General features: G+C 68.1%; 27 protein-coding genes, 1 tRNA gene and 1 pseudogene. 14 read left to right on the top strand and 15 right to left on the bottom strand.

Annotated features, from left to right (window positions below; genetic code table 11):
• Nucleotides 1-112: 112 nt before the first annotated feature.
• The 9 genes from ABIC65_RS18305 to ABIC65_RS18345 form a co-directional block, all read right to left on the bottom strand.
• Nucleotides 113-1528 carry a UDP-N-acetylmuramoyl-L-alanyl-D-glutamate--2,6-diaminopimelate ligase gene (locus tag ABIC65_RS18305; protein WP_354310609.1) on the bottom strand — a complete coding sequence of 472 codons (1416 nt, stop codon included), beginning with the start codon at nucleotides 1526-1528 and terminating at the stop codon, nucleotides 113-115.
• Entirely contained in the window at nucleotides 1525-3228 is a 1704-nt protein-coding gene (locus tag ABIC65_RS18310) for a peptidoglycan D,D-transpeptidase FtsI family protein (RefSeq protein ID WP_354310611.1), read from the bottom strand. Before ABIC65_RS18310 ends, ABIC65_RS18305 begins: the two co-directional genes overlap by 4 nt.
• Nucleotides 3225-3926 (bottom strand): hypothetical protein, encoded by a 702-nt coding sequence (locus ABIC65_RS18315; RefSeq protein ID WP_354310612.1) that lies wholly within the window; start codon nucleotides 3924-3926, stop codon nucleotides 3225-3227. The genes ABIC65_RS18310 and ABIC65_RS18315 overlap by 4 nt, the downstream gene beginning before the upstream one ends.
• Nucleotides 3926-4873 (bottom strand): 16S rRNA (cytosine(1402)-N(4))-methyltransferase RsmH, encoded by a 948-nt coding sequence (rsmH, locus tag ABIC65_RS18320; RefSeq protein WP_354310614.1) that lies wholly within the window; start codon nucleotides 4871-4873, stop codon nucleotides 3926-3928. The genes ABIC65_RS18315 and rsmH overlap by 1 nt, the downstream gene beginning before the upstream one ends.
• Nucleotides 4870-5352, bottom strand: coding sequence for a division/cell wall cluster transcriptional repressor MraZ (locus ABIC65_RS18325; RefSeq protein ID WP_121078307.1), 483 nt, complete (start codon nucleotides 5350-5352; stop codon nucleotides 4870-4872). Before ABIC65_RS18325 ends, rsmH begins: the two co-directional genes overlap by 4 nt.
• Before the next feature lie 489 nt (nucleotides 5353-5841).
• Entirely contained in the window at nucleotides 5842-6159 is a 318-nt protein-coding gene (locus ABIC65_RS18330) for a hypothetical protein (RefSeq protein WP_354310615.1), read from the bottom strand.
• Between the two features lie 61 nt (nucleotides 6160-6220).
• On the bottom strand, nucleotides 6221-7201 hold the full coding sequence (locus ABIC65_RS18335) for a cysteine synthase A (protein ID WP_354310617.1): 981 nt from the start codon (nucleotides 7199-7201) through the stop codon (nucleotides 6221-6223).
• 46 nt (nucleotides 7202-7247) lie between these two features.
• Nucleotides 7248-7577, bottom strand: a complete 330-nt coding sequence (locus tag ABIC65_RS18340) for a DUF962 domain-containing protein (RefSeq protein WP_354310618.1) — start codon at nucleotides 7575-7577, stop codon at nucleotides 7248-7250.
• Between the two features lie 69 nt (nucleotides 7578-7646).
• Nucleotides 7647-8282: a PEPxxWA-CTERM sorting domain-containing protein gene (locus ABIC65_RS18345; protein ID WP_354310619.1), complete on the bottom strand. Its 636-nt coding sequence runs from the start codon at nucleotides 8280-8282 to the stop codon at nucleotides 7647-7649.
• 195 nt (nucleotides 8283-8477) lie between these two features.
• Between ABIC65_RS18345 and ABIC65_RS18350 the strand changes: the two genes are divergently transcribed.
• The 7 genes from ABIC65_RS18350 to ABIC65_RS18380 all read left to right on the top strand — a co-directional run bounded on the left by ABIC65_RS18350 (nucleotide 8478) and on the right by ABIC65_RS18380 (nucleotide 13841).
• On the top strand, nucleotides 8478-8981 hold the full coding sequence (locus ABIC65_RS18350; protein ID WP_354310621.1) for a hypothetical protein: 504 nt from the start codon (nucleotides 8478-8480) through the stop codon (nucleotides 8979-8981).
• Nucleotides 8982-9011: 30 nt separating this feature from the next.
• Entirely contained in the window at nucleotides 9012-9410 is a 399-nt protein-coding gene (locus tag ABIC65_RS18355) for a DUF1801 domain-containing protein (protein WP_354310623.1), read from the top strand.
• Entirely contained in the window at nucleotides 9407-9925 is a 519-nt protein-coding gene (locus ABIC65_RS18360; protein ID WP_354310625.1) for a DNA-deoxyinosine glycosylase, read from the top strand. The genes ABIC65_RS18355 and ABIC65_RS18360 overlap by 4 nt, the downstream gene beginning before the upstream one ends.
• 100 nt (nucleotides 9926-10025) lie before the next feature.
• Nucleotides 10026-11360 carry a sensor histidine kinase gene (locus ABIC65_RS18365; protein WP_354310627.1) on the top strand — a complete coding sequence of 445 codons (1335 nt, stop codon included), beginning with the start codon at nucleotides 10026-10028 and terminating at the stop codon, nucleotides 11358-11360.
• Between the two features lie 114 nt (nucleotides 11361-11474).
• Nucleotides 11475-12602, top strand: a complete 1128-nt coding sequence (locus ABIC65_RS18370; RefSeq protein WP_354310628.1) for a glycoside hydrolase family 43 protein — start codon at nucleotides 11475-11477, stop codon at nucleotides 12600-12602.
• A 94-nt stretch (nucleotides 12603-12696) separates the two neighbouring features.
• Nucleotides 12697-13128: a hypothetical protein gene (locus tag ABIC65_RS18375; protein ID WP_354310630.1), complete on the top strand. Its 432-nt coding sequence runs from the start codon at nucleotides 12697-12699 to the stop codon at nucleotides 13126-13128.
• Between the two features lie 197 nt (nucleotides 13129-13325).
• Entirely contained in the window at nucleotides 13326-13841 is a 516-nt protein-coding gene (locus ABIC65_RS18380; protein ID WP_354310631.1) for a hypothetical protein, read from the top strand.
• A 114-nt stretch (nucleotides 13842-13955) separates the two neighbouring features.
• Here the strand turns inward: ABIC65_RS18380 and ABIC65_RS18385 are convergent, their stop codons facing one another.
• Nucleotides 13956-14465, bottom strand: coding sequence for a hypothetical protein (locus ABIC65_RS18385; protein ID WP_354310633.1), 510 nt, complete (start codon nucleotides 14463-14465; stop codon nucleotides 13956-13958).
• A 221-nt stretch (nucleotides 14466-14686) separates the two neighbouring features.
• On the opposite strand from ABIC65_RS18385, the gene ABIC65_RS18390 reads away from it, so the two are divergent.
• The 3 genes from ABIC65_RS18390 to aat all read left to right on the top strand — a co-directional run bounded on the left by ABIC65_RS18390 (nucleotide 14687) and on the right by aat (nucleotide 16633).
• Nucleotides 14687-15076 (top strand): hypothetical protein, encoded by a 390-nt coding sequence (locus ABIC65_RS18390; RefSeq protein WP_121078344.1) that lies wholly within the window; start codon nucleotides 14687-14689, stop codon nucleotides 15074-15076.
• An 85-nt stretch (nucleotides 15077-15161) separates the two neighbouring features.
• Nucleotides 15162-15896: a ParA family protein gene (locus ABIC65_RS18395; protein ID WP_354310635.1), complete on the top strand. Its 735-nt coding sequence runs from the start codon at nucleotides 15162-15164 to the stop codon at nucleotides 15894-15896.
• A gap of 2 nt (nucleotides 15897-15898) precedes the next feature.
• The gene (gene aat / locus ABIC65_RS18400; protein WP_354310881.1) at nucleotides 15899-16633 is read left to right on the top strand and encodes a leucyl/phenylalanyl-tRNA--protein transferase; all 735 of its coding nucleotides are present in this window, start codon (nucleotides 15899-15901) and stop codon (nucleotides 16631-16633) included.
• A 35-nt stretch (nucleotides 16634-16668) separates the two neighbouring features.
• Here the strand turns inward: aat and ABIC65_RS18405 are convergent.
• The 4 genes and pseudogenes from ABIC65_RS18405 to ABIC65_RS18420 all read right to left on the bottom strand — a co-directional run.
• A pseudogene (locus ABIC65_RS18405) lies at nucleotides 16669-17094 on the bottom strand (DUF2155 domain-containing protein); the annotation flags it as partial.
• Nucleotides 17091-17483 (bottom strand): NADH:ubiquinone oxidoreductase subunit NDUFA12, encoded by a 393-nt coding sequence (locus tag ABIC65_RS18410; RefSeq protein ID WP_294250488.1) that lies wholly within the window; start codon nucleotides 17481-17483, stop codon nucleotides 17091-17093. The pseudogene ABIC65_RS18405 and the gene ABIC65_RS18410, both read right to left, overlap by 4 nt.
• Before the next feature lie 51 nt (nucleotides 17484-17534).
• Nucleotides 17535-18038, bottom strand: coding sequence for a cold-shock protein (locus tag ABIC65_RS18415; RefSeq protein WP_354310637.1), 504 nt, complete (start codon nucleotides 18036-18038; stop codon nucleotides 17535-17537).
• A 146-nt stretch (nucleotides 18039-18184) separates the two neighbouring features.
• Entirely contained in the window at nucleotides 18185-18727 is a 543-nt protein-coding gene (locus tag ABIC65_RS18420) for a regulatory protein RecX (protein ID WP_354310639.1), read from the bottom strand.
• A 121-nt stretch (nucleotides 18728-18848) separates the two neighbouring features.
• On the opposite strand from ABIC65_RS18420, the gene ABIC65_RS18425 reads away from it, so the two are divergent.
• The 4 genes from ABIC65_RS18425 to ABIC65_RS18440 all read left to right on the top strand — a co-directional run bounded on the left by ABIC65_RS18425 (nucleotide 18849) and on the right by ABIC65_RS18440 (nucleotide 24167).
• Nucleotides 18849-20615: a fatty acyl-AMP ligase gene (locus ABIC65_RS18425; RefSeq protein WP_354310640.1), complete on the top strand. Its 1767-nt coding sequence runs from the start codon at nucleotides 18849-18851 to the stop codon at nucleotides 20613-20615.
• 308 nt (nucleotides 20616-20923) lie between these two features.
• Nucleotides 20924-23287, top strand: a complete 2364-nt coding sequence (locus ABIC65_RS18430; RefSeq protein WP_354310642.1) for a putative bifunctional diguanylate cyclase/phosphodiesterase — start codon at nucleotides 20924-20926, stop codon at nucleotides 23285-23287.
• Between the two features lie 121 nt (nucleotides 23288-23408).
• Nucleotides 23409-23957, top strand: a complete 549-nt coding sequence (locus tag ABIC65_RS18435; RefSeq protein ID WP_354310643.1) for an FxDxF family PEP-CTERM protein — start codon at nucleotides 23409-23411, stop codon at nucleotides 23955-23957.
• Nucleotides 23958-24090: 133 nt separating this feature from the next.
• Nucleotides 24091-24167 (top strand) — tRNA-Trp (locus tag ABIC65_RS18440).
• 37 nt (nucleotides 24168-24204) lie between these two features.
• On the opposite strand, the gene ABIC65_RS18445 is transcribed toward ABIC65_RS18440, so the two are convergent.
• Nucleotides 24205-25218 carry a heme-binding protein gene (locus tag ABIC65_RS18445; RefSeq protein ID WP_354310644.1) on the bottom strand — a complete coding sequence of 338 codons (1014 nt, stop codon included), beginning with the start codon at nucleotides 25216-25218 and terminating at the stop codon, nucleotides 24205-24207.
• Between the last annotated feature and the right edge of the window lie 18 nt (nucleotides 25219-25236).

The following is a 25236-nucleotide window of genomic DNA, read 5'->3' on the forward strand; positions in this document are numbered from 1 at the left end:
CTGACGGAGGGGTGTCCCCACTCGAAACGAAGGTCCGCCGCCCCAGCGGTGACCCCCCTCCGTCGCTGCGCGACACCTCCCCTTGCAGGGGAGGATCGAAGAAGACGCCCCCTCACGCCGCGCACTCCCGCGCCACGGCGACATCGTCGAACGGCAGCACCATCTCGCCGACGATCTGGCCCTGCTCATGTCCCTTGCCGGCGATCAGCACGATGTCGTGCGGCTCGGCCATCGCGATCGCGGCGGCAATCGCGGCGCGGCGGTCGCCGATCTCGGTCGCCTCGGGCGCGCCTTTGAGGATCGCGCGGCGGATCTCGGCCGGATCCTCGGTCCGTGGATTGTCGTCGGTTACGATCGCCACGTCCGCGCCGGTTGCGGCCACCTGCCCCATCAGTTCGCGCTTGCCGGGATCGCGGTTGCCGCCGGCGCCGAACACCAGGATCAGCCGGCCGTCGGTATGCGGCTTCAGCGCCGCGATCGCCGCTTCCAGCGCATCGGGGGTGTGGGCATAATCGACATAGACCGGCGCGCCATTGGCGGCGATCACTGCCCGCTCCAGCCGCCCGCGCACCGGCTGCAGCCGCGCGCAGTTGGCCAGCGTATCGGCAACGTCCCCGCCGGTCGCGATCACCAGACCCGCTGCGGTCAGCGCGTTGGCGGCTTGATACGCGCCGATCAGCGGCAGCCGCACGGTGTGGACCTTGTCCTCCGCCTCGATCTCCAGCGTCTGGCCGAGCAGCGAGGGCGTGCGGCCGACCAGCCGCAGCGTCTTGCCATGCTCGCCTACCGTGATCAGCCGGTTGCCGCGCATGCGCGCCAGGTCCTCGACCTGGGGGGCATGGGGATCGTCCGCCCACACTACCGCCGTGCCGTCCTCGGCCAGCACCTCGGCGAAGAGCCGCAGCTTGGCGGTGAAATAGGTCGCCATGTCGCCGTGATAGTCGAGATGGTCGCGGCTGAGATTGGTGAACGCCGCCGCGCGCACCGGCAGCCCCTCGGTCCGGTACTGCGCCAGCCCGTGCGAGGAAGCCTCGAACGCGACATGGGTCACGCCCTCGCGCGCCAGCCCGGCGACGTTCGACAGGAAGGTGACGATGTCGGGCGTGGTTAGCCCGGTGGAAACGCGCTCGTCCGCCGTGGTCACGCCCAGCGTGCCGATCGAGGCGGCGTGGAAGCCGGCCATGCGCCACAGCTGGCGGGTCATCTCGACGGTGGAGGTCTTGCCGTTGGTGCCGGTCACCGCCGCAGTGACGGCCGGGAACGGCGCGAAGAACTGCGAGGCCAGGTCGGCGAAGCGCTGGCGCGGATTGGCGTCGGCGATGTGCACCGCGCCCGCCACCTTCGCCTCGGGCCGCGCCACCACCGCGATCGCGCCGGCCTGCACCGCGGCGTCGATATAGTCCTCGCCGTTCACCCGCGCGCCCTCGAACGCGCCGAAGATCGTGCCCGGCGCCACCTTGCGGTGATCGATCGCGAATCCGGTGACGACCGCGTCGTCCGCGGTGCCGATCAGTTGACCCAGTTTCATTCGGCGCTCGCTTTCGGCTCCGGGGAGCGGTCGACCAGCGGCAGCAGCTCGCTTTCGTCGATGTCCTTGGCATTGTCGGGCGCGATGCCCAGAAGGGCGCCGGTCCGCGCGATCAGGCGCGAGACGACCGGCGCGACGGTCCAGGCCGCGGTGGTGCGCGGCGTGTTGGCATTGGCCTTGGGCGAGTCGAGCATGGCGACCACCACATAGCGCGGCGCGTCGACGGGGAAAGTCACCGCGAAGGTGGAGACGTTGCGGTGATGGTCGTAGCCGCCCTCGCTCGCCGCCTCGGCGGTGCCGGTCTTGCCCGCGACGCGGTAGCCCGGCGCCTCGCCCTTGCGGCCGGTGCCCTTGAGCACGATCAGCCGCAGCAGCTGGCGCATCCGGTAGCTGGTCGATTCCTGCAGCACGCGGCGGCCCCGTACCGGATGCTCGGCATCCACCTTCATCAGCGTCGCCGGATGCCAGATGCCGCCATTGACCATCGCGGCATAGGCGGCGGCGAGGTGCAGCGGGGTCACCGCGATGCCGTGGCCATAGGCGGTGGTCATCACCGTGATCCGCCCCCAGTTCGCCGGCCACAGCGGGCGCACCGCGCCGATCTCGATGCTCGGCCGCTGGTCGAAGCCGAGGCGGCGGAACATGTCCTGCATCTTCTCCGCGCCCAGTTCGTCGGCGATCCGCGCGGTGGCGATGTTGGACGAATAGATCAGCGTTTCCGGAATGTTGAGCCAGCGAAACTGCTCGTCGCCGCGATCGTCATGGATGGTGAAGCGGCCGACCTTCATCGGCGCGGTCGCATCGAAGCGCCGCGACATCGAGGTGATCGTGCCCGAATCGATCGCGGCGGCCACCGCGATCGGCTTGAAGGTGGAACCGAGCTCGTAGACGCTCTGGGTCACGTTGTTGCGCGGCGGCGGGCCGCCCAGCTGGTTGGGGTTGAAGCTCGGCAGCGAGGCCATCGCGACGACTTCGCCGGTGTGCACGTCGAGCACCACGGCGGCGGCACCGCGCGCCTGCAGGTCCACCATCGCGCGGCCCAGTTCGCTCTCCAGCGCCGCCTGGACGCGGGCGTCGAGCGACAGCGTCACCGGCTTGCCGCGCTGCGCCGGATCGGTCAGCCGCGCCTCCAGCACCTTCTCCATGCCGGTGACGCCGTGGCCCTTGTCGTCGAGATAGCCGAGCACATGCGCCGCCATGTCCGACTGCGGATAGAGCCGATCGGTCTCGCGCTGGAATTCGATCGCCGGCTCGCCCAGCGCGTTCACCTGGTTGACCAGCTCGGGCAGCGCGCGGCGCTTGAGGAAGGCGAAGCCGCCGCCCGCCTTGAGCAGTGCATAATATTGCGACTGGCTGCGCTCGGGCATCAGCTCGGCGAGCTTCTGCGCCAGCGCGGCCTTGTCGCCGATCACCTGGTTGGGGTGGATCGCGATCGTCCAAGCGTCGATGCTGCGCGCGAGCGGCGTGCCGTTGCGATCGACGATGTCACCGCGCGCCGGCACCAGCGCGTTGGACAGGTCACGCGGGCTGGCGGGACCCGCCGACAACGCCAGAAAGGCGAGCTTGACGAGGATCGCCAGCACGCCCGCGCCGAACAGGATCGAGAGGATCATCAGGCGCAATTGCGCCACCGCGACGAGCGCCTCGCGCCCCCCGCCCGAACCCCGCGAACGCGCGGGAGGGGCGACGACGACGATCATCGCTGCGCCGTTTGCTCGCGCTTCGCCACCCGGCGCAGGTCGCTGATCGTCGCGGCGCTGAGCAGCGGGCGATCGGGCTGGGCCAGCCGGGACTTGTCGATCTTGCGGATCAGCCGGTCGAGGTCCTGCACGGGCTTGGTATCGGCCTGCGCCACGCGCACGACGGTCGACTTGACCGGCGCTGCCTTGACCGGCGCCGCCGAAGCCATCGCCACCGGCTTGGCCGCAACAGCCTTGACCGGCGCAGCCGAAGCCGTCGCCACCGGCTTGGATGCCGCCGCCTTGACCGGCACGGCCGCAGCCGTCGCCACCGACTGGGCGACCGCCGCCGTTTCCACCGGACGCTGTCCAGTCGGAATCACGAGCGCGGCGGTCTCCACCTTGGCGTCGCCGGGCGCTGCCGGGGCAGGCTGGTCGAGCGCCGCCAGCCCGCTCGCGCTGGCGAGATATTGCTGCGGCTGGGGCGCGTTCATCGCCAGCACGTCGCCGTTCCAGCGCTCGATCTGGGCCATGTTGGCGCGGGTGTCGAATTCGGTCTCCAGGCCACGAATGTCCTTGTGCGCCTGGACGATGGCGGAGTCCATCGCGCGCAGCTTCGCCCGTTCCGCCGCGCCGTGCGACGTCACCATGTAGCAAGTCGGCGCAACGATGACGCCGCACAGGAACCAGCCAAGCCCCCTGAAGCCATACACTGCCATCACACCTTATCCTCACCGGACCACGGCGCCGCCCCGGTCCGCCGCGCCGCGCGCAGCGTTGCCGAGCGGGCGCGCGGGTTACGCACCAACTCCGCCTCGCCAGGGCGCACGGCCTTGGCGGGCGTTTCAAAACTAGGCTCCGCCCGCGGACCCACCGCCGGGCGATGCCGCGAACCCGCCGGCGTGCTGCCGCTGCGTTCGCGGAAGAAGCGCTTGACCAGCCGGTCCTCCAGGCTGTGGAAGCTCACCACCACCAGCCGCCCGCCGGGCTTGAGCACGCGCTCGGCAGCCGCCAGCACGTCGGTCAGCTCGTCGAGCTCGCGGTTGATGTGGATGCGCACCGCCTGGAAGGTCCGCGTCGCGGGATCCTTCTTGTCGTGCGGGCGATGGCCGAGCGCGCGACGCACCACCGCCGCCAGCTCCGCGGTGCGGGTCAGCGGCCGCGCCTCGACGATATATTTCGCCACCCGCCGGGCACGCGGCTCCTCGCCGAGGTGGAACAGCACATCGGCGATCTCGCCCTCGTCGGCATTGTTGAGCCAGTCGGCCGCGCTCATCCCCTCGCCCGCCATCCGCATGTCGAGCGGCCCGTCCTGCTGGAACGAGAAGCCGCGCTCGGCCTGGTCGAGCTGCATCGAGGAAACGCCGATATCGAGCACGACGCCGTCCACCGGCGCCAGCCCGCGTGCCTCCAGTTCCTGCGCCATGCTGCTGAACGGCGCATGGATCAGGGTCAGCTTGCCGTCGCTTTCCGCGACGATGCGGGCACCATTGGCGATCGCGGTCGGGTCGCGGTCGAACGCCGCCACCGCCGCGCCCTTACCGAGCATGGCGCGCGTATAGCCGCCGGCACCGAAGGTCCCGTCGACATGGGTTTCGCCGGGCGCAATCGCGAGCGCGTCCAGAACCTCGTCGAGCAGCACGGGGACATGGGGGACGTCGGTCACATCGCCCCCTTTTGCTGCATCAGGTACAGGCAGATTTCCTTGAGTTCGGGATCGGCGGTCTCGCTCGCGAGCAATTCGTCGGGCGCCCAGATGTCGAACGTGTCGCCGCTGCCGACGAAGAAGGCCCATTTCTGGATCTTGGCCTTGGCGCGGAAGAAGGGCGGCAGCACGAACCGCCCGCTGTCGTCATAGGGCGCCTTTTCGACCATGCCGAAGGCGCGGCGCTTGGGGCGCACGCTGGGCTGCTCGCCACGATCGAGCGCCTGCTGGTCCAGCTTGTCGATGCGTTCGTACTTGGTCCGCGACCAGCCGGTATCGTGCGCGGAGAGGCACGGATCCTCCGCATGCACGCCGACGACGATCTGGCGGACGTCCGAATTGCGCTCGGCGGCAGCGCGCAGGTCTGCGGGTATGGCGACGCGACCTTTCTGGTCGACCGCCTGGAGCGCAAATCCTTCGAAGAGCTCCCTGTCTGCCACGCCAAACCCCAAGCCGGGCACGACTCTCCCGCCGCCGGAATCACGCGAAATCGTGCTCCGGCTGGTGCTGTTCGGGAGAAAGGGTTCGTGCCCCCCTTTAGTGTGCCCTTTTAATCACATTATAGGGCGGGAGACAACGGGACAGATGGGGACAGCACGGGAATTTCAGCCACTGATCGCCACCGCTGGGCGCTTTTCCCGTCATGGCCCCCATTTGTTCACCATTCACCCCTGCACCGAAGCACAGGCATCCGGAAAAATGCCTAATCTGCGCAAAGTTACGGGAAAGGAGGGAACCAAAAAGGCCGACGTCGAAACTGCCACAAGCTTTCCGCAAGCAACGGAAACTGCGGCATTTTTACCGCAGTGGGAGAAAGCGGCAGATTTCGCTTCCCACGCCGTCCCCGAAAAGTGGGGCGATTTCCCCGGCGATCCCCGCGCCGCGATTCCGGTGGGGGGCAGATCCCCGGCCGCACCCGAGTCTCCGGCTTATTTGCCCGCGGCGGCGTCCTGCCGGTGGGCCTGTTCGCGCGCCTGGGCGGCGGGATCGTCGGTGCTCGGCGCGACGCCCAGTTCGGCGAGCGGTTCGTCGCGGGTGCGATCGGCGGCGACATTGTCGACCCCGGTCAGGTTGGCGACCACCGATGCATTGGACGCCCCCGCCGCGCTCACCGGCGCCTCGCGGTTCACCGAGGAGAAGAACGCGAAGGCCAGCATCATCAGCAGGACGACGACCGCGAGTCCTGTCATGCCGACGCGGATGCGCTGCATGGCCTGGGCGTGATCCTGGGGCGGGCCTAATTTCATGACTGTGGCATAAATGTAACGCGCGCCGGGCCGCTTGTCGAGCGGTGCTGCCGCGCGGGGCTCACGCCGCCGGTGCCGAGAGCCCCTTCGCCGCAAGCCATTCGTCGTTGTACAGCGTGGAGAGGTATCGGAATCCCGTGTCGCACAGGATCGTGGCGACGCGCTTGCCCGGCCCCAGCGCCCTGGCGAGCCGCACCGCGCCGGCAACGTTGATGCCCGAGGACAGGCCGAGGCACAGCCCCTCCTCCTTCAGCAGGCGCCGCACCCACACCATGCCTTCCTCGTCGGAGATGCGGAACTGGGTGTCGATCGGCGCGCCTTCGAGGTTGCCGGTGATCCGCCCCTGGCCGATGCCCTCGGCGACCGACGAGCCTTCGCTGCGCAGCTCGCCACAGGCATAATATTCGTAGAGCGCGGCGCCGTGCGGGTCGCTGAGCGCGATGGTGACATTTTCGTCCTTGGCCTTCAGCCCCAGGCCGACGCCCGCGATGGTGCCGCCGGTGCCCGCCGCGCAGGTGAAGCCGTCGACCCGGCCGTCCATCTGCGTCCAGATCTCCTCGGCGGTGCCAACGATATGCGCCTTGCGGTTGGCGATATTGTCGAACTGGTTGGCCCAGATCGCGTTGGGTGTTTCCTCGGCGATGCGGCGGCTGGTATGGACGAAGTGTCCCGGGTTCGAATAGGGCGCGGCCGGCACCAGCACCAGTTCGGCGCCGAGCGCGCGCAGCGTGTCCATCTTCTCGCGCGACTGGGTCTCGGGCATCACGATGATCGTGCGATAGCCCTTGGCATTGGCGACCAGCGCCAGCCCGATGCCCGTGTTCCCCGCCGTCCCCTCGACGATCGTGCCGCCGGGGGCGAGTAGCCCGCGCTCCTCGGCATCGTTGACGATGTAGAGCGCCGCGCGGTCCTTCACCGAGGCGCCGGGATTGGCGAATTCGCACTTGGCGAAGATGTCGCAGCCGGTTTCGTCGCTGGGGCCCTTCAGGCGGACGAGCGGGGTGTTGCCGATCAGCGCGAGCGTGTTCTGGGAAACGTGCATGGGCGCTAGATAGGGGGGCGCCCGGCCCCCGCGCAAGCAACGCTATCTATTGCGCGACGCCGGCCCGCTTCAGATGCGGCCCGAGCCGCCCGCCGATCCACAGGAAGAACATCCGGTAATCGGAAACGAGCGACCAGAGCGGATAGGTGAAGGTCGCCGGCCGGTTGCGCTCGACGCCGAAATGCGCGCCCCAGGCAAAGCCGTAGCCGGCCAGCGGGATGGCGATCAGCCACCAGGTGTTGAGCAGCAGTCCGGCGGCGAGCGCGGCGAAGGTCAGCGCGGTGCCGATATAATGCAGCCTGCGCGTCGCGGGCTTGGCGTGCTCGCGCAGGTAATGGGGCCAGAAGTCCCGGTAGCGGGTGATCGTGCGGGCCATGGCGCGAGCATAGGCGCTTTCGGCGTCCGCCGGAAGGGGCCGGGACAGCAACGCCCCGGCCCCGCCCGCTCAGGCGATGCGCACGCGAACCTTGGTCCGCTGGCGCAGCGCCCCGCCCAAAATGCCGAAGCCCAGGACCATCATCGCCCAGCTCGCCGGCTCGGGCACCGCCGAGAGCGAGGCGCTGAAGCGCGCCGAGGCCTCGTCGTCGTTGGCGAAAATCAGCGTGCCGGCGCTCGTCTCGAAGGCGGTGCCGAAGTTGAGGAAGTCGATCGGCAGGTTCGTCGCCGAGCTGATGCCGGTCTTGAGATCATAGCCCAGCAGGCCGGGATCGCGTACGTCGATCAGATCGTTGCCGAACTGCTCCGCCTCGGTGAAACCCACCAGCGAGCGCTGCCCGCTGCCGCTGCCCAGCGTCACGCTGAACGCGTTGAACTGGGTGGCGAAGGTGCCCGAGACGCCGTTTATCGTGAAGGACAGCGTCGCCGGCCCGGAATTGTACAGGCTCGGCCGAAAGTCGGGCCGCGGCTGGAACACGGTGTCGGTGTCGGTGGCGAGCGACAGGATATAGTCGCTCAGCGTAAAGGCCTGCCCGTTCAGCGTGCCGCTGATCTGTCCGGAAAAGCTGTAGAGGATCGGTGCCGCCTGCGCGGTGCTGCCCACCATCAACAGGCCGAGTGCTGCCGCCATCATCGCCGTGCGCATGTTGTTTCCCCTCATCCTAAGGCCGCCTTCCCCATCGCGGGGAAGTACTGTCGCCCGCGACAACAACTGCGCGAAAGGCTAGGAAATCACGACATTTTTTTCTTGGTACTGAGCTGCAAGGTGCGCGAAACGCGGTGAAGCAGGAGGGGCATCGTTTGCACCTCCGCCGCGCGATTCCTGCTACAGGCCTCCCCCATGATTCGCCTGCGCTCCCTCGCCCTGCCCGCCCTCGCCCTGCTGCTGATCGCCGCCGCGCCGGGCCTCTACACGCCCCCGCCGGGCAGTGCCGAGCGCAGCGCGATCCTCAAGGTGCTCCATCACGGGGACGACCGCCCCGCGGCGCGCTTCACGATCCGCACCTTCAAGGTGTTCCACCAGGGCCCGCGCGCGCTCGCCTATGTCCAGGGCAGCGGCGAAGTCGGCGATTTCGAGGCGCTGCTCGAACAGAGCGGCAAGGGCAGCTGGCGCAAGGTCTGGGGCGTCAGCGACGGCGGCAGCGACAGCTGCGAGGCCGGCGCGCGTCATTATGCCTGGGCGGTCCGGCTGATCCAGGGCTATGGCCTGGCGCCCGACACGCTGATCCCCGGCATCACCGGCCTGTCGCGCGATCTGGCGCGCCAGGCGAAGACCGAGCCCGAGCTGCAATGCGTCGGCGATCTCGACGGCGGCCCGGACGGCCCGGACGATCCCGACGCTTGACGCCGCGCTTCCGCCGCCTATCGATCGGGCATGGCAGACGCCGTCGGCACCTTCGCGCAGATCGTCGCGCTCGCGCCCCAGCACGAAGCGCTGCTGGACGCGCTCCGGGCGCTGGCTTTCGCGCTGCATCCCGACCTGGTCGAAGTGTCCCGCCCCGGTGACCGCGCGGTGAGCTGGGGCTGGGGACCCAAAAAGATGTCGGAGGCCTATGCCTGCGCGCTGCCCTATCGCGACCATATGAACCTCGCCTTCTATCGCGGCGCCGAACTGCCCGACCCGGAGGGGCTGCTCCGCGGCACCGGCAAGGCGATGCGGCATGTGCCGCTCGTCGGGGCGGACCAGCTCGACGATCCCGCGATCCGCGCGCTGCTGGTCGCGGCACGCGAGGAACGCCGCCTTGCGCTGCGCCTCGACGCCCCCGCCGCATGACCGAGCGCAAGCACAGCTTCCCGCCCGTCGTCGCGCCCGACACGCGGCTGCTCGTTCTCGGCTCGCTGCCCGGCGAGCGCTCGCTGGCGGCGGCGCGCTATTATGCGCATCCGCAGAACCAGTTCTGGCAGCTGATCTCCCCCGCCGCGGGCCGCGACCTGGTGCCGCTCGCCTATCCCGAGCGGCTCGATGCGCTGCGCGCCGCGCGGATCGGGCTGTGGGACGTCGTCGCCAGCGCGACCCGCCCCGGCAGCACCGACGCCGCGCTGCGCGACATCGAAGCGCACGACATCGCAGCCCTCGCCGCCACCCTCCCCGACCTGCGCGCCATCGCGTTCAACGGCGGCACCGCCCAGCGCCACGGCCTGCGCCAACTTGGGACGGAAGCCGCCCGCTACACCATCCTCGGCTTGCCGTCGTCGAGCCCGCTGCATACCGTGGGCCTCGCGGCGAAGGCGCCCGCCTGGGCCGCACTTTCGGCCTTTTCGCAGCCGGTTAGCCCTGCGAACGCCTAGCAATAGCAGCGCTCGGCGCGACCGTCTCGCAACAGACTGAGAGTCAGTAGCAATACGGAGTGGCCGCCCCCAAGGCCGCGGCATAGCCCTGTCGTACACCATGCTGAACCGCCGCAGCGCCCTTTTTCGCTCCAGCGACCAAGCCCCCGGCGCGGGCAGCGAAGACGCACCTTCCTATCGTTTCCTCGAATTGCTCGCGGTCAGCGCCAGCGACCTGCTTCAGGCCGAGGACCTCGCCCCCGCGCTCGACGGCATCTTCGGGCTGATCCGCAGCGAGGTCGAGCTCGACGTCTTCTTCCACTACGCGTTCGACGGCAACGGCCTCGATCTCGACGCCTGGGCGGGCATCACCCCCGAGCAGGTGTCCGACTGGAGCCATGTCCCGATCGGCATCGCGATCTGCGGCGGGGTGGCGGAAAGCCTGACGCCGATGATCGCCCGCGACATCCAGCAGTCGGACGACCCGCGGCTCGCCTATGCGCGCGGCATGGGGCTCGACGCCTGTTTTTGCATGCCGCTGCTCCACAACAATGTGCTGCTCGGCACGCTGGCGTTCGGACGACGCGGGCGGGCGAGCTTCACCGATGCCGAGATCCAGTTCCTCCAGACGCTGGCGAGCTATGTCACGCTGGCCAAGCACCGGATCGGCGTCGACCAGGAACTGCGCGCGCGGCTGCAGGAGCGCGACCGGATGCTCGCCGAGCGGGTGACGATCGAGCGCCAGATGCTCGAGCTCACCCGCGCCAGCGCGCTCGGCTCGATCGCGGCGACGGTGGCGCACGAACTCAACCAGCCGCTCTCCGCCGCCGCCAACTACATGGCCGCGCTCCGCCTGTCGCCGGTGAGTGACGAGCGCACCCGCGACCTGACAGGGGCGGCCGAGCAGCAGCTCCAGCGCGCCGGTGAGATCATACGCCGCATCCGCCGAATGGTGCGACAGAACGACCTTGTGCTGGAAAACCGCTCGGTGACCGGTTGCATCGAGGAGGCGCTCAACCTCGTTCGCGCCGCCGCGCCGCTGCTGATGCCGCCGGTGACCATCCATGTCGCGGCCGATGCGAATTGCGCCCGGTTCGACAATGTCCAGATCGTCCAGGTGCTCGCCAACCTGCTCCGCAACGCCGGCGAGGCCTGCCACCAGCACGCGGATGCCGCGCTCCGCGTCACCGCCGAGCGACAGGATCCGGAGGAAGTCACCATCCGGGTGATCGACAATGGCCCCGGCGTGCCGGCCGAGCAGCGCCATCTGCTGTTCCAGCCCGGCCTGGGCAAGGGCAGCAGCGACTCCGGTGGCGGGCTGGGCCTCGGCCTCGCCATCTCGCACCATTTGATCGAGGGCCATGGCGGCCGGATCTGGGCGGAGGAGACGCCCGGCGGCGGGGCGACCTTCGCGTTCACGATCCCCGTGGCGCGCGAAGCCGAAGCCGGCGCCTGATCGGCTGCGGAGCGCCGCAGCCACGCCAAACCCCTTGCCGCAGGCAACATGCCGATGGTAGCGCTATCGCGGATAGCAGCACGAGCTGCACCATCAGGACGAGAGGATAGGCTGTTGCGTTTTTCGCTGACATTTTCGACGGCTGCGGCCGCCATCGCGCTGCTTGCCGGCTGCTCGGGCGGCAAGGCCCCGCAGAACGAGACCGCGGCGAACACCGCCGCCCCCGCCAACGCCTCGGACGAAGCGCGCAGCCCGGACGGCAAGCGCTACCTCGCCCAGCCGCTGGTCAAGGACCTCTATTTCGCCGATCCCTCGGCGCACGTCTTCAACGGCAAGATCTATATCTATCCCAGCCACGACGTCGACATGGGCATTCCCGACGACGATCTCGGCAGCCAATATGCGATGCACGACTATCAGGTGCTGAGCATGGACCGCCCGGGCGGCCCGGTGACGGTGAACCCGGTCGCGCTCGACCTCAAGCAGGTCCCCTGGGCCTCGGAAAAGGCCTGGGCGCCCGACGCGGCGTTCAAGAACGGCACCTATTATCTCTATTTCCCCGCCAAGGATAAGCAGGGCGTGTTCCGCATCGGCGTCGCCACGTCCACGTCGCCGGTCGGCCCGTTCAAGGCCGAGCCGCAGCCGATCCAGGGCAGCTATTCGATGGACCCGGCGGTGTTCACCGACGAGGACGGGCAGAGCTATCTCTATCTGGGCGGCATCTGGGGCGGCCAGCTCCAGCGCTGGGCGACGGGCAAGTACGATCCCAATGCCGGCGACACCGACCTCAAGAAGGACGACCAGCCCGCCCTCTCGGGCAAGGTCGCCCGCCTCGCGCCCGACATGAAGAGCCTCGCCGAGCCGCTCCGCGACGCGGTGATCCTCGACGAGAAGGGCAAGCCCGTGCTCGGCGGCGACCATGACCGCCGCTTCTTCGAGGCCGCCTGGATGTTCAAGCGCGGCGGCAAATATTACTATATGTACTCGACCGGGGACACGCACTTCCTCGCCTACGCAGTCGGCAGCAGCCCCTATGGCCCGTTCAAGTACACCGGCCGCATCCTCGAGCCGGTGCAGGGCTGGACCAGCCATGGCTCGGTGTTCGAGTATCAGGGCAAATGGTATCTGGCGTACCACGACACCCAGCTGACCAATAAGAACCACCTCCGCTCGGCCAAGATCACCGAACTGACCTTCCGCCCGGACGGGACGATCGAGACGCTCAAGCCGTTCAAGGATTGAGGCGCGGCGCGCTGCCGGTCTTTCGGGGATCGGCAGCGGCCCACGCGGCGGTGCGCGCAACGCGTTGTTAAGCCATGACGCCTAGCAAGGAGGCATGGCCGGGAATGCACAGCCACTACGCTTTACCCATCACGCCCTTGCCGTGCTGGCAGCCGCGATGCTGGCGGCTACGCTATTCTCGCTCCTGTGGACGACGACGCTGGGCATCACCACCGGTGTCCGCGCCCCCGGTCTGACCTGGCTGGCGACGATGGGGGTGGTGTTCTGGCTCGGCATCTTTGTGGTCGCGCTGCCCAGCGCGGCTATCGTGCTTTCGCTGCTATGGCCGGTAACCCGCCGGCGAACGGCAGTTGCTGGCTGGATCTGCCTGATCGCGGGCGCGGCCACGGGCATCGTCCTGGCCCCCCTTGCGAGCCCGAAGCTGCACGGCGCTACGCCACTCCAGCTTGCTGCGTTCGCTCTGATCGGCATGGCGGTTTCCGCGCTCTACCGCATCCTACTCCGCCGGCTCGACAGGAACAGCTGATGAGTGGGCACGCGAGGAGTACCGGCTGCGTTCGCGCGACCAATCGGCGACACGCCGATCGCTCACGTCAAAAACGCACGCCATGTCCTAGCCGCTTTGTAATCAGACGGTAACGGGCAGTCGCGATGGTTCCCCCAGCGCAAACTGTCACCTTCGTCGGAAGTCGATTGAAGCTAGCGCCGCAAGCAATCATACTGATGGCCTTCGTGCTTCCCCTCGGATTCCTGGGGGCCGGAATCCCGTTCGCTATGAACCGCGAGGGCCCGACGCTGACATTGATCGGCGGGTTTGCGCTGGTAATGACGGCCTTGGCCCCGTTCCTCTGGCTTGAGTTGCTTACGCTCCGGCGGATGGCGACGCCGGATGTCCTCATGCTTTCTCCGACCGCCTTTCGCATGACCCTGGCTGGCAGAACGCGCACCATTCCATGGGCAAGATTGGGGACGCCGGCCCTCCAGCGACTTAGCGGTAGAAGCGCAGCACGGTCGATCGTGGTGCCCGTCGCCGGCGGCAGCAACTTGGTAATCTCGGCAGAGGAATATACGATCGGGGCCAACGATCTTGTGAAAGCCCTATCTCAGGCAAAAGCTGGACTCCCCATCGACATGCCCGCGCGGGCATCCCAGGCGGCCTATCTATATATCGCGATACCTGCCTCGACACTCGTCCTGGGCATTGTGATTTTCGGGATGACAGCCATCCTCACCAACTGACCTGCCGCAGCGGCAGTCGCACACTGCTGTAAACGAGCGATACTGCCATACGCAGCCTCCAGGATCGCGACCATCGCCGCCCACCACGCGTTTCGTTGCAACCGCGGGCAACTGCTACTCCGCGCTGCTGTTGTTCCCCGCCTCATACGGCACCGCCAGCGCTTCGTTGTACATCTCGCGGTGAACGTCCTGGACGGTCATCTTGTGCGCGCAGCCCTTCAGCACCTGCGCGCCGATCCGCACCTCCGCCGCCAAGGCCGCGCCCTCGGAGCAAGGCCCCGGGCGCAGCGTGATCGTTACCGGCGCGCCGTCGGGCGTCTGGGTGGGATAGGTCGCGACACCTTGCGCCAGCCTAGGCGAGACCGGGTAGAACGGCATCTCCTTCGCCCCCTCCTGCTGGAACTGGATGCGGCCGGGGGCGAGGTCGAGCGCCCAGTCGCGGCCCTCCAGCGGGCGGACCTGCAGCGGCGTCGACAGATCGACGCCGCCCAGCATCGGCCCGGGCTGCACCGCGGCATTGGCGGGGTCCTCGGCGGCATTCTCGGTGGGCGTGCCGCCGCAGGCCGCGAGCAGCGCCAGCGGCATCAGGGTCCAGCCCCGCGTCCAGCAGATCCTCGGCATCATCGGCATCCTCTCCTCGGCCCTTCTCCCTGCGGAGTCGCGCGCACCGGGTCAAGCACGGTAAACGTCCCCTTTCCGATGCCCTCTGCAACCTCCACGACTGTCAACGATGTCCCATCACGCGCAATCATGCGTCTGTTTCGTTGCGGCGCACCATTTCGTGTGACTCTATACCCCGTTTTCGCTTGACGATGATTACCACCTAAGGAAAAGCACCGTACGCTATGAAAAACCCCTCCCCGATCGCACTCTCCGCCGCGGCGCTGCTTTCGCTCGCCGCTTGCAACAACAAGCCCGAAGTGGTCGACAGCCGCGCACCGGACCCCATGGCTTCGCAGCTTGCGAACGCCGCGCCGGTCGAAACGCCGCCGACGATCGAAAGCTCGGTGAGCTTCCGCTGCCAGCCGGGCAACACCCTGCTGTTCGTGGACTTCTTCAAGGAAGGCAAGATGGCCTCGCTGCGCGAGAAGAAGGATTCGATGAAGTCGGTCCTGCTGCACGCGCCGGAAGCCGGCAAGCCCTTCACCGCCGATGGCGGCTACAAGATCGACGGCAACGCCAAGGCGGCCAAGATCACCCTCGCCGACGGTTCGACCCACAGCTGCAAGGCCTGAGCCTGCACCTCCTCCCCAAAACAAAGCCCGGCGGCTATTTCCGCCGGGCTTTTTTCATGCCAGCTTAAGGTCGGAGGTGATTGGGGTGGCGACGATCGCGGTGTACAGCCTGAAGGGCGGCGTGGGGAAGACGACGCTGACGGTCAACCTGGCCTGGGCGTCCGCCATCCGCTCCGCCCGCCGCACGCTGCTCTGGGACCTCGATCCGCAGGCCGCCGCCACCTTCCTGCTCGGCGGCGACGCGGCCGGGCGCCATCAGGCACAGGCGATCTTCTCCAAGGACGTCGCCGCCGCCAAGCTGCTCCGCGCGACCGCGATCGACCGGCTCGCGCTGCTGCCCGCCGACACCTCGCTGCGCCAGCTCGACCACCTCTTCCACGCGCTCGACAAGAAGAAGCGGCTGCGCAAGCTGCTCGACGACCTGACGCAGGATTTCGACCGCATCCTGCTCGATTGCCCGCCCGGCCTTACCGAGACCAGCGAGCAGGTGATGCGCGCCGCCGATCTGATCGTGGTGCCGGTGGTGCCCTCCCCGCTCTCGCAGCGCGCCTTTCAGGAGGTCGCGGCGCACCTCGCCCAGCGCGGCGCCAAGGTGCCGCTGATGCCGGTGCACGCGATGGTCGACCGCCGCCGCAAGCTCCATGCCGAAGCGCTGGCGCGCCAGCCCGACTGGCCGGTGATTCCGATGGCGAGCGTGATCGAATCCGTCGCGGTGCAGCTCGCGCCGGTGGGCGCCTTCGCTCCGCGCAGCGCCGCCGGCAAGGCGTTCAACGACGTATGGCAGGCGATCGAACGAAGCCTGGCCACAAGCGTTCGCTGACCATGGTCCACCGCCGCTCGCCCCCCAAGGAACTCGATCCCGCGCTGGTGCTGCGCGCCTATGCCATGGGCGTGTTCCCGATGGCCGATGCCCGCGACGCCGGATCGGTCTATTGGGTCGAACCCAAGCTGCGCGGGGTACTGCCGCTCGATGGCTTCCATCTGTCGCGCTCGCTGCGCAAGGTGGTGCTGTCGGACCGCTTCACGGTGACCGTCGACCGCGATTTCGCCGGCATGATCCGCCTGTGCGCCGAAAGCGCCCAGGACCGGCCGGAGACCTGGATCAACGGCGCGATCGAACGTGCCTTCATCGAACTCCACCGGCTAGGCTATGCGCATTCGATCGAATGCTGGGAGGGCGACCAGCTCGCCGGTGGGCTCTACGGCCTGGCGCTCGGCCGCGCATTTTTCGGCGAATCGATGGTCACCCGGGTGCGCGATGCGTCGAAGGTAGCGCTGACCCATCTCGTCGCGCGGCTGCAGGCCGGCGGGTTCCGCCTGCTCGATTGCCAGTTCATCACCGATCACCTCGCCTCGCTCGGCGCGATCGAGATCCCGCGCGACGATTATGTCGCGTTGCTGGGCGCGGCGCTCGGCGATTCGACCGGGGCGGTGTCGTTGCCGCCCTCGGCTTCCGGCGACCTTTTCGCGCTCGATGCGCCGGGCGACGAGGCCGGCACCGTGTCCGGGCCGCTGTCGCGGAAGGTCATCGCGCAGCTCTTGGGCCAGACGTCGTAGATCGGGTTCTGGACGACGTTAAGCGCCGGCTGCTCCTTGTAGAGCCAGCCGGAGAAGACGCGGTGCCAGCGATGGTCCTCGCGGTGGACGTCCATCTGCACGAAGGCGCCGGTCAGCCGGTCCTGCTCCCAGGGGGCGGTGCGCTCGCAGGCGCGCAGGCGGACGGTCACCTGCCCGTCGATGCGGGCGGCCTGGCCGGGCTTGAGCGTGATCTCGCGCTCGACGCCGTTGCGCTTGTTGAGCACGCCCAGCACCGCGACGCGCTCGCGCATCGGCGTTGCCGCGGCCTCAACGACGGCATTGTCGGGCCCGGTCGAAACGGTATCGACACCCTGCGCGTCGCCGCCGCCGGTAATCACCAGCTCGTCGCCGGCATTGTCGCCGCCGGCAGCACCGTTGCCGCTTCCGCTACCCGAACATCCGGCCAGCGCGAGCGCGAGCAGCGCCGCCGCAGCCTTCATGCGTCGGGGGTCCAGGCCTCGTAATCGCCGGTGGCCTTGACCCGGCGGGCACCCTTTTCGAGCGCACCCGGCGGGCGATAGGCGAGTTCGGTGCCGGTGTGATTCGGCTCGGCGGGCTTTTCCCAGGCACGGACCGGCGGCAGCGACTCATCGGGCGTGCCGTCGATCTGGTGCGACAGCCAGCTGAACCATTCCGGCGGAATGCGGCTGGCGTCGTTGGACCCCTTATAGATCACCCAGCGGCGCGGAATGCCGTTGGGATCGCGCCCGCCCTCGAAATAGAGGTTACCGAGCGAATCCTCGCCGACGCGCTTCTTGCCGCGCAGTCCCATGCGAGTGCCGAACGTGGCGCCGTTCCACCAGGTGAAGATCGGAAAAGGAAGTCCCATGGCTCTGCCCGATACCGCCAAGCGCAGCGCTCGGCAACTCCCCTCAGCGGCTCAGAGCGGTCTTTCGACCGCGACCGCGAGCGGGCCCTTCTCGCCATCGACGATGCGCGCGCGCAGCGGCTGACCGGGCTCGACTTCCTCGACGCCGGCGCGGCGCAGCGTTTCCATATGGACGAAGATGTCCGCGGTGTCGCTCGTTCGGACGAGGAAGCCGTATCCCTTCAAGCGATTGAACCACTTGACCGACACCGGCTCGAACGGCCCGGCCTCGCCGATCAGCTTGAGCCGTTCCACGCGCTCGGTCGGGCGCTTCACCGGCTCGACCGCAGTGCTGAGGTCGATCGAAAGGACGGATTTCGCCTGCAGCCCCCGCTGCCGCTGCACCGCCACGCATTCGATCCGCGCGCCTTCCGGCACGCTGCGCCGGCCATGGTCCTGGAGAACCGAGAAATGGATCAGGATGTCGCCGACGCTGGGATCGTCCGCGACCAGAAAACCGAAGCCGCGCGTCACATCGAACCATTTGATGACGCCGCGATAGACCCGTTCGTCCATCTCGGTATCGCCCCCGAACCGAACTTCGCCTTCGGATGCCTCCGGATAGTGTTCAGACGCTAGCTGTTGTTCAGCACGCATTATCGTTACCCCCACACCCGTAACATTAACACAGCATTAGCGAGGAGGGGAATCGCTTTGTGCGATCAGGAATGTCCCGCCCCGGGCAGGTCCTCCGGCTCCTCCCCCGGCGCCATCTGCAGTATTCTATGCACAATCTCAGGCGGATGGCCCGCCCGTAAAAATGCAGCGACTTGCTTTTTGCGAAGATCACGATCCGCAGGGGTCGCAGCGAAAGGTCCGAATCGGCGGCGACGAGCAAAAATGATCGCATTGCGGAAGGCGTCGGCCTCGATCGCGTCGGCGAGATCGGCGCTGTCCTCGGCATCGATGCCGTCGTGGCGCAGCGCCATCGCCACGCGGCGCCCGCCCAGTCCGCGCCGTCCCATCGATCGCACCCGCGCCTCGGCGAAGCTGCGATCGTCGACATAGCCGCGCTCGCTCATCCGCTCGGCCACGGCCATCGGGTCGGGCGGGCTCTCCCCTTCCCATCCCCGCTCGCGCAGCTTACGGTTGAGATACGCAGCCAGGCGGGCGCGGGTGGTGGCGAAACGCTCGACATAGCGCAGCGCCAGCCGATCGAGATCGGCGGCGACGAGCGGTGGCTTGGAACGGGACGGTTGGGGCATGCGCCTTGATTGTGCCACACTGCCAACCGATTTTGAACGATACTGCGTAGCAGAGCGCATACGGAAAACTGCGTTGTGGGGGCACAACGAACTGCTACCTCACAGGGGCATGAGAAAAAGAATGGTATTGGACGAAACGGGATCGCTCGAAACGGTGGATATGGCAGCGCTGACGCCCACGCCCACGGAAGACACGCTCCCGCGCCGTTTCGCAGACTTCGAAACGCTGGGTGCCGCGCTCGATTACGCGGCCCAGGGTGTGCGCGGCTTCAACTTTCACGATGCGCGGGGCAAGCTGGTGCGGCCCTATCGCTTCGCCGAACTGCGTGCGAACGCGCTGGAACAGGCACGCCGCCTGATCGCCGCCGGCATCCAGCCGGAGGACCGCATCGCGCTGATTGCGGAGACCGGGCCGGAATTCGCCTCGCTGTTCTTCGGCGTGATCTATGCCGGCGCCTGGCCAGTGCCGCTGCCGCTGCCGACCAGCTTCGGCGGCGCGCAATCCTATATCGACCAGCTCCGCGTCCAGCTCGAAAGCTGCGACCCGACGCTGCTGATCTACCCGCCCGAAATCGGCGCGATGTGCGCCGAGGCCGCGCGGCTGACCGACGTCGCCGCCACCGACTGGGACGCCTTCTCGGCCAACCCGGCGCCCGAGGCGCCGCTGCCCCAGGCCAAGCCGGACGACATCGCGTACCTGCAATATTCGAGCGGCTCGACCCGCTTCCCGCACGGCGTCGCGATCACGCACCACGCGCTGCTCAACAATCTCGCGGCGCACAGCCACGGGATGGAACTGGTCGACGCCGATCGCTGCATCTCCTGGCTGCCCTGGTACCATGACATGGGCCTGGTCGGCTGCTTCCTGTCGCCGGTCGCCAACCAGGTCTCGACCGATTACATGAAGACCGAGGATTTCGCCCGGCGCCCGCTCGCCTGGCTGGACCTGATAAGCCGCAACCAGGGCAACAGCATCTCCTACTCGCCGACCTTCGGCTACGACATCTGCGCGCGCCGCATGTCGAGCCAGACCAAGGCGAGCGAGCGGTTCGACCTCGCCCGCTGGCGCATCGCCGGCAACGGCGCCGACATGATCCGCCCGGACGTGATGCAGCGCTTCGTCGACGCGTTCGCCGATGCCGGCTTCAAGGCGACCGCCTTCATGCCGAGCTACGGCCTGGCCGAGGCGACGCTGGCCGTCTCGATCATGCCGCCGGGCGAAGGCATCGTCGTCGAGCTGGTCGAGGAGACGCAACTCTCCGGCGGCACCGCCCGCGCCGATCGCCCGCAGCGCTACCGCGCCGTGGTCAACTGCGGCAAGCCGGTGCGCGACATGGCGATCGAAGTCCGCGAGGAAGACGGCACGCCGCTCCCCGAGAAGGCGATCGGCAAGGTCTGGTGCAAGGGCCCGTCGGTGATGGTGGGTTATTTCCGCGACGAGGCCGCCACCGAGGCGTGCATGGTCGACGGCTGGCTGGATACCGGCGATATGGGCTATATGTCGGACGGCTATATCTACATCGTCGGCCGCGCCAAGGACATGATCATCGTCAACGGCAAGAACCACTGGCCGCAGGACATCGAATGGGCGGTGGAGCAGCTGCCCGGCTTTAAGCAGGGCGACATCGCCGCCTTCGCGATCACCACCCCCGGCGGCGAGGAAACCCCGGCGGTGCTGGTCCAGTGCCGCACCTCGGACGAGCAGGAGCGGCTGCGCCTGCGCGAGGAGATCCGCGAGCGCGTCCGCTCGGTCACCGGCATGAACTGCGTGGTCGAGCTCGTGCCGCCGCGCACGCTGCCGCGCACCAGCTCGGGCAAGCTCAGCCGCGCCAAGGCGCGCAACCTCTATCTGAACGGCGAGATCAAGCCCTATGCGATCGCCGCCTGATACGCTTTCCGGCCGGGCCCCGCGCCCGGCCGGCAGCGCCGGTCTGGCACGAAGGGCGTCTACGACCACCGCCGTCATCCCCGCGAAGGCGGCGATACATTGGCGCTGAAGCCGTCGTTCCTTCCCCGCACGTCGCGGCGAATGGATTCCCGCCTTCGCGGGAGTGACGATGGTTTTGACGAGCCCGCCACGCCCTCGCCTCTCCCATTGATCGCCACGCCGGGGCCGTGCCGCGAAAATGGACCTATTCACCTCCATTTTAGCGCCACCCTAACTTCTCGCTAACCTGGCGCCGCTATGTAACCGGCGTGAGCAGCTCCTCCACGACACCGTTGATTCAGCCGCGAGTCGACGCGCGCGCGCTGCTGGGCCTGAGCGACCCCAGCGACACGATCGACTGGTCGCGGATTCGCGCCGCGCAGCTGCATGCCGGTCGCCGCTCGGCGCTGCTGTTCTTCTCCGCCCAGGTCGGCGGCGCGGCGCTCTCCGCGCTGGCCCTCATGCCGCTGGCGCCGCATAACCTGCTGCTCTGCTGGATGCTGCTGACGCTCGGCGCCGCCACCTGGGTGACGGCACGTCGACTCGGCTGGAGCGATGCCAATACACTCACCGCCACGCTGGCGGACGTGCGCCGCGCCGGCCCCGAAGGGGTGGTGATGGGTCTCACCTGGTCGATCCTCCCGCTCGCCTTCGGCGCGCTCGCCACCGATCGCGCCAGCCTCGATCTCTGGGCAGCAACAACGCTGGTGCTGATCACGGCCGCGATGACGATGGGGATGCTGCCGCTGGCGAGCCTGTCGTTCATTGCCATCCTCGGCATCACCTCGATCGTCACGCTGGCGCTGACGGGGGCGCCGCTGCTCGCTGCCACCGCCGCCTTCCTGGTCACGCTGATCGGCGTCGCCAGCTATGGCCGCGCCCGCGCGCTGGTGCTGCTGCGCGCCAACCAGATGGCGCTCGCCGAGCGCGACCAGACGGTGAGCCTGTTGCTCCGCGAGTTCGAGGACGCCTCGTCGGACTGGCTGTGGGAAGTCGATGCCCAGCGCCGCGTCGTCCGCGCCAGCCCGCGCCTCGCCGCCTCGCTGGGCCTCGAGCCCGGCACGCTCGCCGGGCTGCCGCTGCTCCAGCTGCTCGCCGGCCCCGGCTGGGAGACCGGCCAGTTCACCCAGGAGCTGCACGACCTCGCCGAGAAGCTGAAGCGCCGCGAGCCCTTTGCCGACCTGTCGATCCCGATCGACGTCGAGGGCGACCGCCGCTGGTGGCAGATCTCCGCCAGCCCCAAGTTCGACGAGCGCGGCGCCTTTGCCGGCTTTCGCGGGGTCAGCTCGGACGTCACCGAGCAGCGCCGCGCGACCGAGCAGATCCACCGCATGGCGCGGTTCGACACGCTGACCGGCCTGCCCAACCGCCTCCACATCAACGAGGCGCTCGCCGCCGCGCTTGCAGAGGCGGACAAATGGGGCGCGCGCTGCGCCTTCATGATGATCGACCTCGATCGCTTCAAGGCGGTCAACGACACGCTCGGCCACCCCGTGGGCGACCGGCTGCTCCAGCGCGTCGCGCGGCGGCTGCGCAGCCTGGTGAGCGAGACCGAGATGATCGGCCGGCTGGGCGGCGACGAGTTCGCCGTGGTCGTCCGCGACGCGCGCGACACCGCGCGGGTCGAGGCGCTCGCCCAGACGATCATCGACACCGTCTCGCGCCCCTATGAGCTCGACCAGCACACCCTCTATATCGGCGCCTCGGTGGGCTTGGCGCTGGCGCCGCGCGACGGCCGCACCGCGGAGACGCTGGTCCGCTCCGCCGATCTCGCGCTCTATCGCTCCAAGGACAAGGGCGGCGGGGTGTTCCACGCCTATGAGCCGCAGCTCCATGTCGCCGCCGAGGAACGCCGCGTGCTCGAGATCGCGCTGCGCGGTGCGGTCGAGAAGGGGCAGATGCAGCTCGCCTACCAGCCGGTGGTCAATGCCCGCACCGGCGGGCTGCTCGGCTTCGAGGCGCTGCTGCGCTGGACGCATCCGGAGCTGGGCAGCATCCCGCCGTCCAAGTTCATCCCGCTCGCCGAGGAAGCCCGGCTGATCGGCGCGATCGGCGAATGGGTGCTGCGCACCGCCTGCGACGAGGCCGCACGCTGGGACGAGCCCGCGCGGATCGCGATCAACGTCAGCTCCGAACAGCTCCACAATCCCAGTTTCGCGACGCTCGTCGCCCAGGCGCTCGCTGCCTCGGGGCTGGACCCGGACCGGCTCGAGCTGGAGGTGACCGAAAGCGTGTTCCTGCGCGAAGGCACCGCGGCGGTGACCGTGCTGGAGCAGATCCTCGATCTCGGCGTGCGCCTCAGCCTCGACGATTTCGGCACCGGCTATTCCTCGCTCGGCTATCTCGCCCATACCCGGTTCAATTCGATCAAGATCGACCGCAGCTTCGTCCAGAATGCCGCGCGCGGCACCCGCGAGGCGATCGCGATCATCCGCGCCGTGGTCGCGCTCGCCGACAGCCTGGGCATGGCGACGACCGCCGAGGGGGTCGAAACCGAGCAGGAGCACGAGATGGTCCAGGCGCTCGGTTGCACCCGCGCGCAGGGCTATTACTTCGGCCGCCCGCTCCCCGTGCAGGAAGCACGGCACATCGTGTCGCGAAACGGTAACGAAACGACCCGCGCACGCGCGTGAGTTGCGGTGACCTGTTCCCGGATTGGGACATAACCCCTTTTTTTCATTCGGAACTTCGGAACCGGCTAAGTGTCTTCGCTGCACTGCAATGGTTCACTTGCCGTTAAGGGAGACACCCCGAATGTATCGTACGCTTATGGCGGCGGCTGCCACCGCCGCAGCGCTTGTCGCTGTCGCACCTGCCCAGGCTGCAACCTATTTCGGTCCGGCCGACATGAACATCACCACCGCAGCCGATGGCTCGATCTCGAGCAGCTTCGGCCAGTCCGGCATCACCGCTGGCGCCTTCACCCACATCTACCAGTTCACCCTGCCGACCGACGGCCTGGCCAGCGGCTCGATCATCACCAGCGCGGTGAAGTTGAACGGCTCGAACGACCTCGACCTCAAGTCGGTGTTCTTCAACGGCGTGCAGCTGACCGGCTTCTTCGGTAGCGGCCTCAACGAGTTCGTCTTCGCCAACGCGGTGCCGATCAAGGCCGGCGTGCAGAACGAAATTACCATCAACGGCTTCTCGCGCGGCAACGGTTCGTACGGCGGCCAGGGCGTGTTCGTGCCGTCGGGCGTGCCCGAGCCGGCCGCCTGGGGCATGATGATCGGCGGCTTCGGCCTGGCCGGTGCAGCCATGCGTCGTACGCGCCGCACGCGCGTCACCTACGCGAACGCCTAAAACAAAAACCATCCTCGCCGTTGCAGAGGGGGCGCCGCCGCGGGACACCGTGGCGGCGCTTTCTTTTTGGTGCGGCGTTCGCATCTTGGCTCTTGCCCGAAGCGGAATCGACCGATAAAGGGGCGGACCGCACAGGGGTGTAGCTCAGCTGGTTAGAGCGTCGGTCTCCAAAACCGAAGGCCCTCGGTTCGAATCCGAGCTCCCCTGCCACTTCCTCTCCCACATCGCCGCTTTGCACGCCGCCTGCTCAGGTGCGGGCGAATAGCTGCAGCTTGGTGTCGGGGGGCGATTCGACCTTTTGGAGCGTGTTGATCGACACGTGCGGCCACTGGATCCGCCCCGGCAGGCCGGTGGTCCGCGGATCGAAATCGAGCATCACCACCTGCAGATATTGGAGCCGCAGCTTCGGCCTGCCGTTCGCATTCTTCTCGGCGAGCTCCTGGATCCAGAAGGTCGAGCGCATCGACGAGGCATTGGCCTGCTTCACGATGAAGGGGATGTTGTGGATGCCGGCGGTCGCCGCCTCGCTGTCCACCGCCAGCGTGGTGGTGCGGACGATGTTCACGCCCTTGTTGGCCTGCACCAGCAACGCCGCCGGATGCACCGGATCGAACACGCCCTTGAAGGGCTGATCGTGGAAATGCTTGTACGGCGCCAGATAGGGGCTGGAGAGATCCTGCTTCACCTTCAGCGGCAGCCCGCTCACGTCGGGGATCACCGGCGCCCCTGGCGTCGGCGGCACGCTGCGGCCGAGCGCCAGCACCGAATCGCCATGCGGGATCGAACCCAGCCGGGCGATGTCGAAGCCGTCGACGACATGGTCGAGCATGTTGAGCCACAGCCCCGGCTCGTGGTGGATCGTGTTCCCCGGCGGGTGCGTCGGCCCCAGCACGGTGCTGTGGGGGAAGTCCTCGGTCGCGATCTGATCGATCACCTGCTCGTAATCCAGCGCAACCAGCGACTGGTCGGCCTGGGTGCCGGTGTCGCTCAGGCCGCGATTGGGCACGCCCTTGTCGACGAGGTCGAACACGAGCGTCTCGTTATACTGGTTGAGCAGCAGACGATAATCGAGCGTCGAGCCCGGCCGCGTCGCGAAGGGCAGCGCGATCATGTTCCAGCCATGCCCCTCCAGCCCGCCTTCGTTCTTCCACACGCCGGGCAGCAGCGCGAGCGGCCCGAGCAGTTCGTCGCCGCGCAGCCCCGTGGAAAGGACACGGCCGCCATCCTTGAGCGCCATAAGCGTAGCCGCACTGAGCACCATCGGTCTTCTCCCATCAGC

Origin of the sequence: Sphingomonas trueperi (assembly GCF_040545665.1) — a bacterium.
Taxonomy (GTDB): Bacteria; Pseudomonadota; Alphaproteobacteria; order Sphingomonadales; family Sphingomonadaceae; genus Sphingomonas; species Sphingomonas trueperi_B.

Bases quoted from the DNA above. Each gene is read 5' to 3' on its own strand.
- ABIC65_RS18305 (WP_354310609.1), bottom strand. From the start codon at position 1,528: ATGAAACTGGGTCAACTGATCGGCACCGCGGACGACGCGGTCGTCACC.
- ABIC65_RS18310 (WP_354310611.1), bottom strand. From the start codon at position 3,228: ATGATCGTCGTCGTCGCCCCTCCCGCGCGTTCGCGGGGTTCGGGCGGG.
- ABIC65_RS18315 (WP_354310612.1), bottom strand. From the start codon at position 3,926: ATGGCAGTGTATGGCTTCAGGGGGCTTGGCTGGTTCCTGTGCGGCGTC.
- ABIC65_RS18330 (WP_354310615.1), bottom strand. From the start codon at position 6,159: ATGAAATTAGGCCCGCCCCAGGATCACGCCCAGGCCATGCAGCGCATC.
- ABIC65_RS18335 (WP_354310617.1), bottom strand. From the start codon at position 7,201: ATGCACGTTTCCCAGAACACGCTCGCGCTGATCGGCAACACCCCGCTC.
- ABIC65_RS18340 (WP_354310618.1), bottom strand. From the start codon at position 7,577: ATGGCCCGCACGATCACCCGCTACCGGGACTTCTGGCCCCATTACCTG.
- ABIC65_RS18345 (WP_354310619.1), bottom strand. From the start codon at position 8,282: ATGCGCACGGCGATGATGGCGGCAGCACTCGGCCTGTTGATGGTGGGC.
- ABIC65_RS18350 (WP_354310621.1), top strand. From the start codon at position 8,478: ATGATTCGCCTGCGCTCCCTCGCCCTGCCCGCCCTCGCCCTGCTGCTG.
- ABIC65_RS18355 (WP_354310623.1), top strand. From the start codon at position 9,012: ATGGCAGACGCCGTCGGCACCTTCGCGCAGATCGTCGCGCTCGCGCCC.
- ABIC65_RS18360 (WP_354310625.1), top strand. From the start codon at position 9,407: ATGACCGAGCGCAAGCACAGCTTCCCGCCCGTCGTCGCGCCCGACACG.
- ABIC65_RS18365 (WP_354310627.1), top strand. From the start codon at position 10,026: ATGCTGAACCGCCGCAGCGCCCTTTTTCGCTCCAGCGACCAAGCCCCC.
- ABIC65_RS18375 (WP_354310630.1), top strand. From the start codon at position 12,697: ATGGCCGGGAATGCACAGCCACTACGCTTTACCCATCACGCCCTTGCC.
- ABIC65_RS18380 (WP_354310631.1), top strand. From the start codon at position 13,326: ATGGCCTTCGTGCTTCCCCTCGGATTCCTGGGGGCCGGAATCCCGTTC.
- ABIC65_RS18385 (WP_354310633.1), bottom strand. From the start codon at position 14,465: ATGATGCCGAGGATCTGCTGGACGCGGGGCTGGACCCTGATGCCGCTG.
- ABIC65_RS18390 (WP_121078344.1), top strand. From the start codon at position 14,687: ATGAAAAACCCCTCCCCGATCGCACTCTCCGCCGCGGCGCTGCTTTCG.
- aat (WP_354310881.1), top strand. From the start codon at position 15,899: ATGGTCCACCGCCGCTCGCCCCCCAAGGAACTCGATCCCGCGCTGGTG.
- ABIC65_RS18410 (WP_294250488.1), bottom strand. From the start codon at position 17,483: ATGGGACTTCCTTTTCCGATCTTCACCTGGTGGAACGGCGCCACGTTC.
- ABIC65_RS18415 (WP_354310637.1), bottom strand. From the start codon at position 18,038: ATGGACGAACGGGTCTATCGCGGCGTCATCAAATGGTTCGATGTGACG.
- ABIC65_RS18420 (WP_354310639.1), bottom strand. From the start codon at position 18,727: ATGCCCCAACCGTCCCGTTCCAAGCCACCGCTCGTCGCCGCCGATCTC.
- ABIC65_RS18425 (WP_354310640.1), top strand. From the start codon at position 18,849: ATGGTATTGGACGAAACGGGATCGCTCGAAACGGTGGATATGGCAGCG.
- ABIC65_RS18435 (WP_354310643.1), top strand. From the start codon at position 23,409: ATGTATCGTACGCTTATGGCGGCGGCTGCCACCGCCGCAGCGCTTGTC.
- ABIC65_RS18445 (WP_354310644.1), bottom strand. From the start codon at position 25,218: ATGGTGCTCAGTGCGGCTACGCTTATGGCGCTCAAGGATGGCGGCCGT.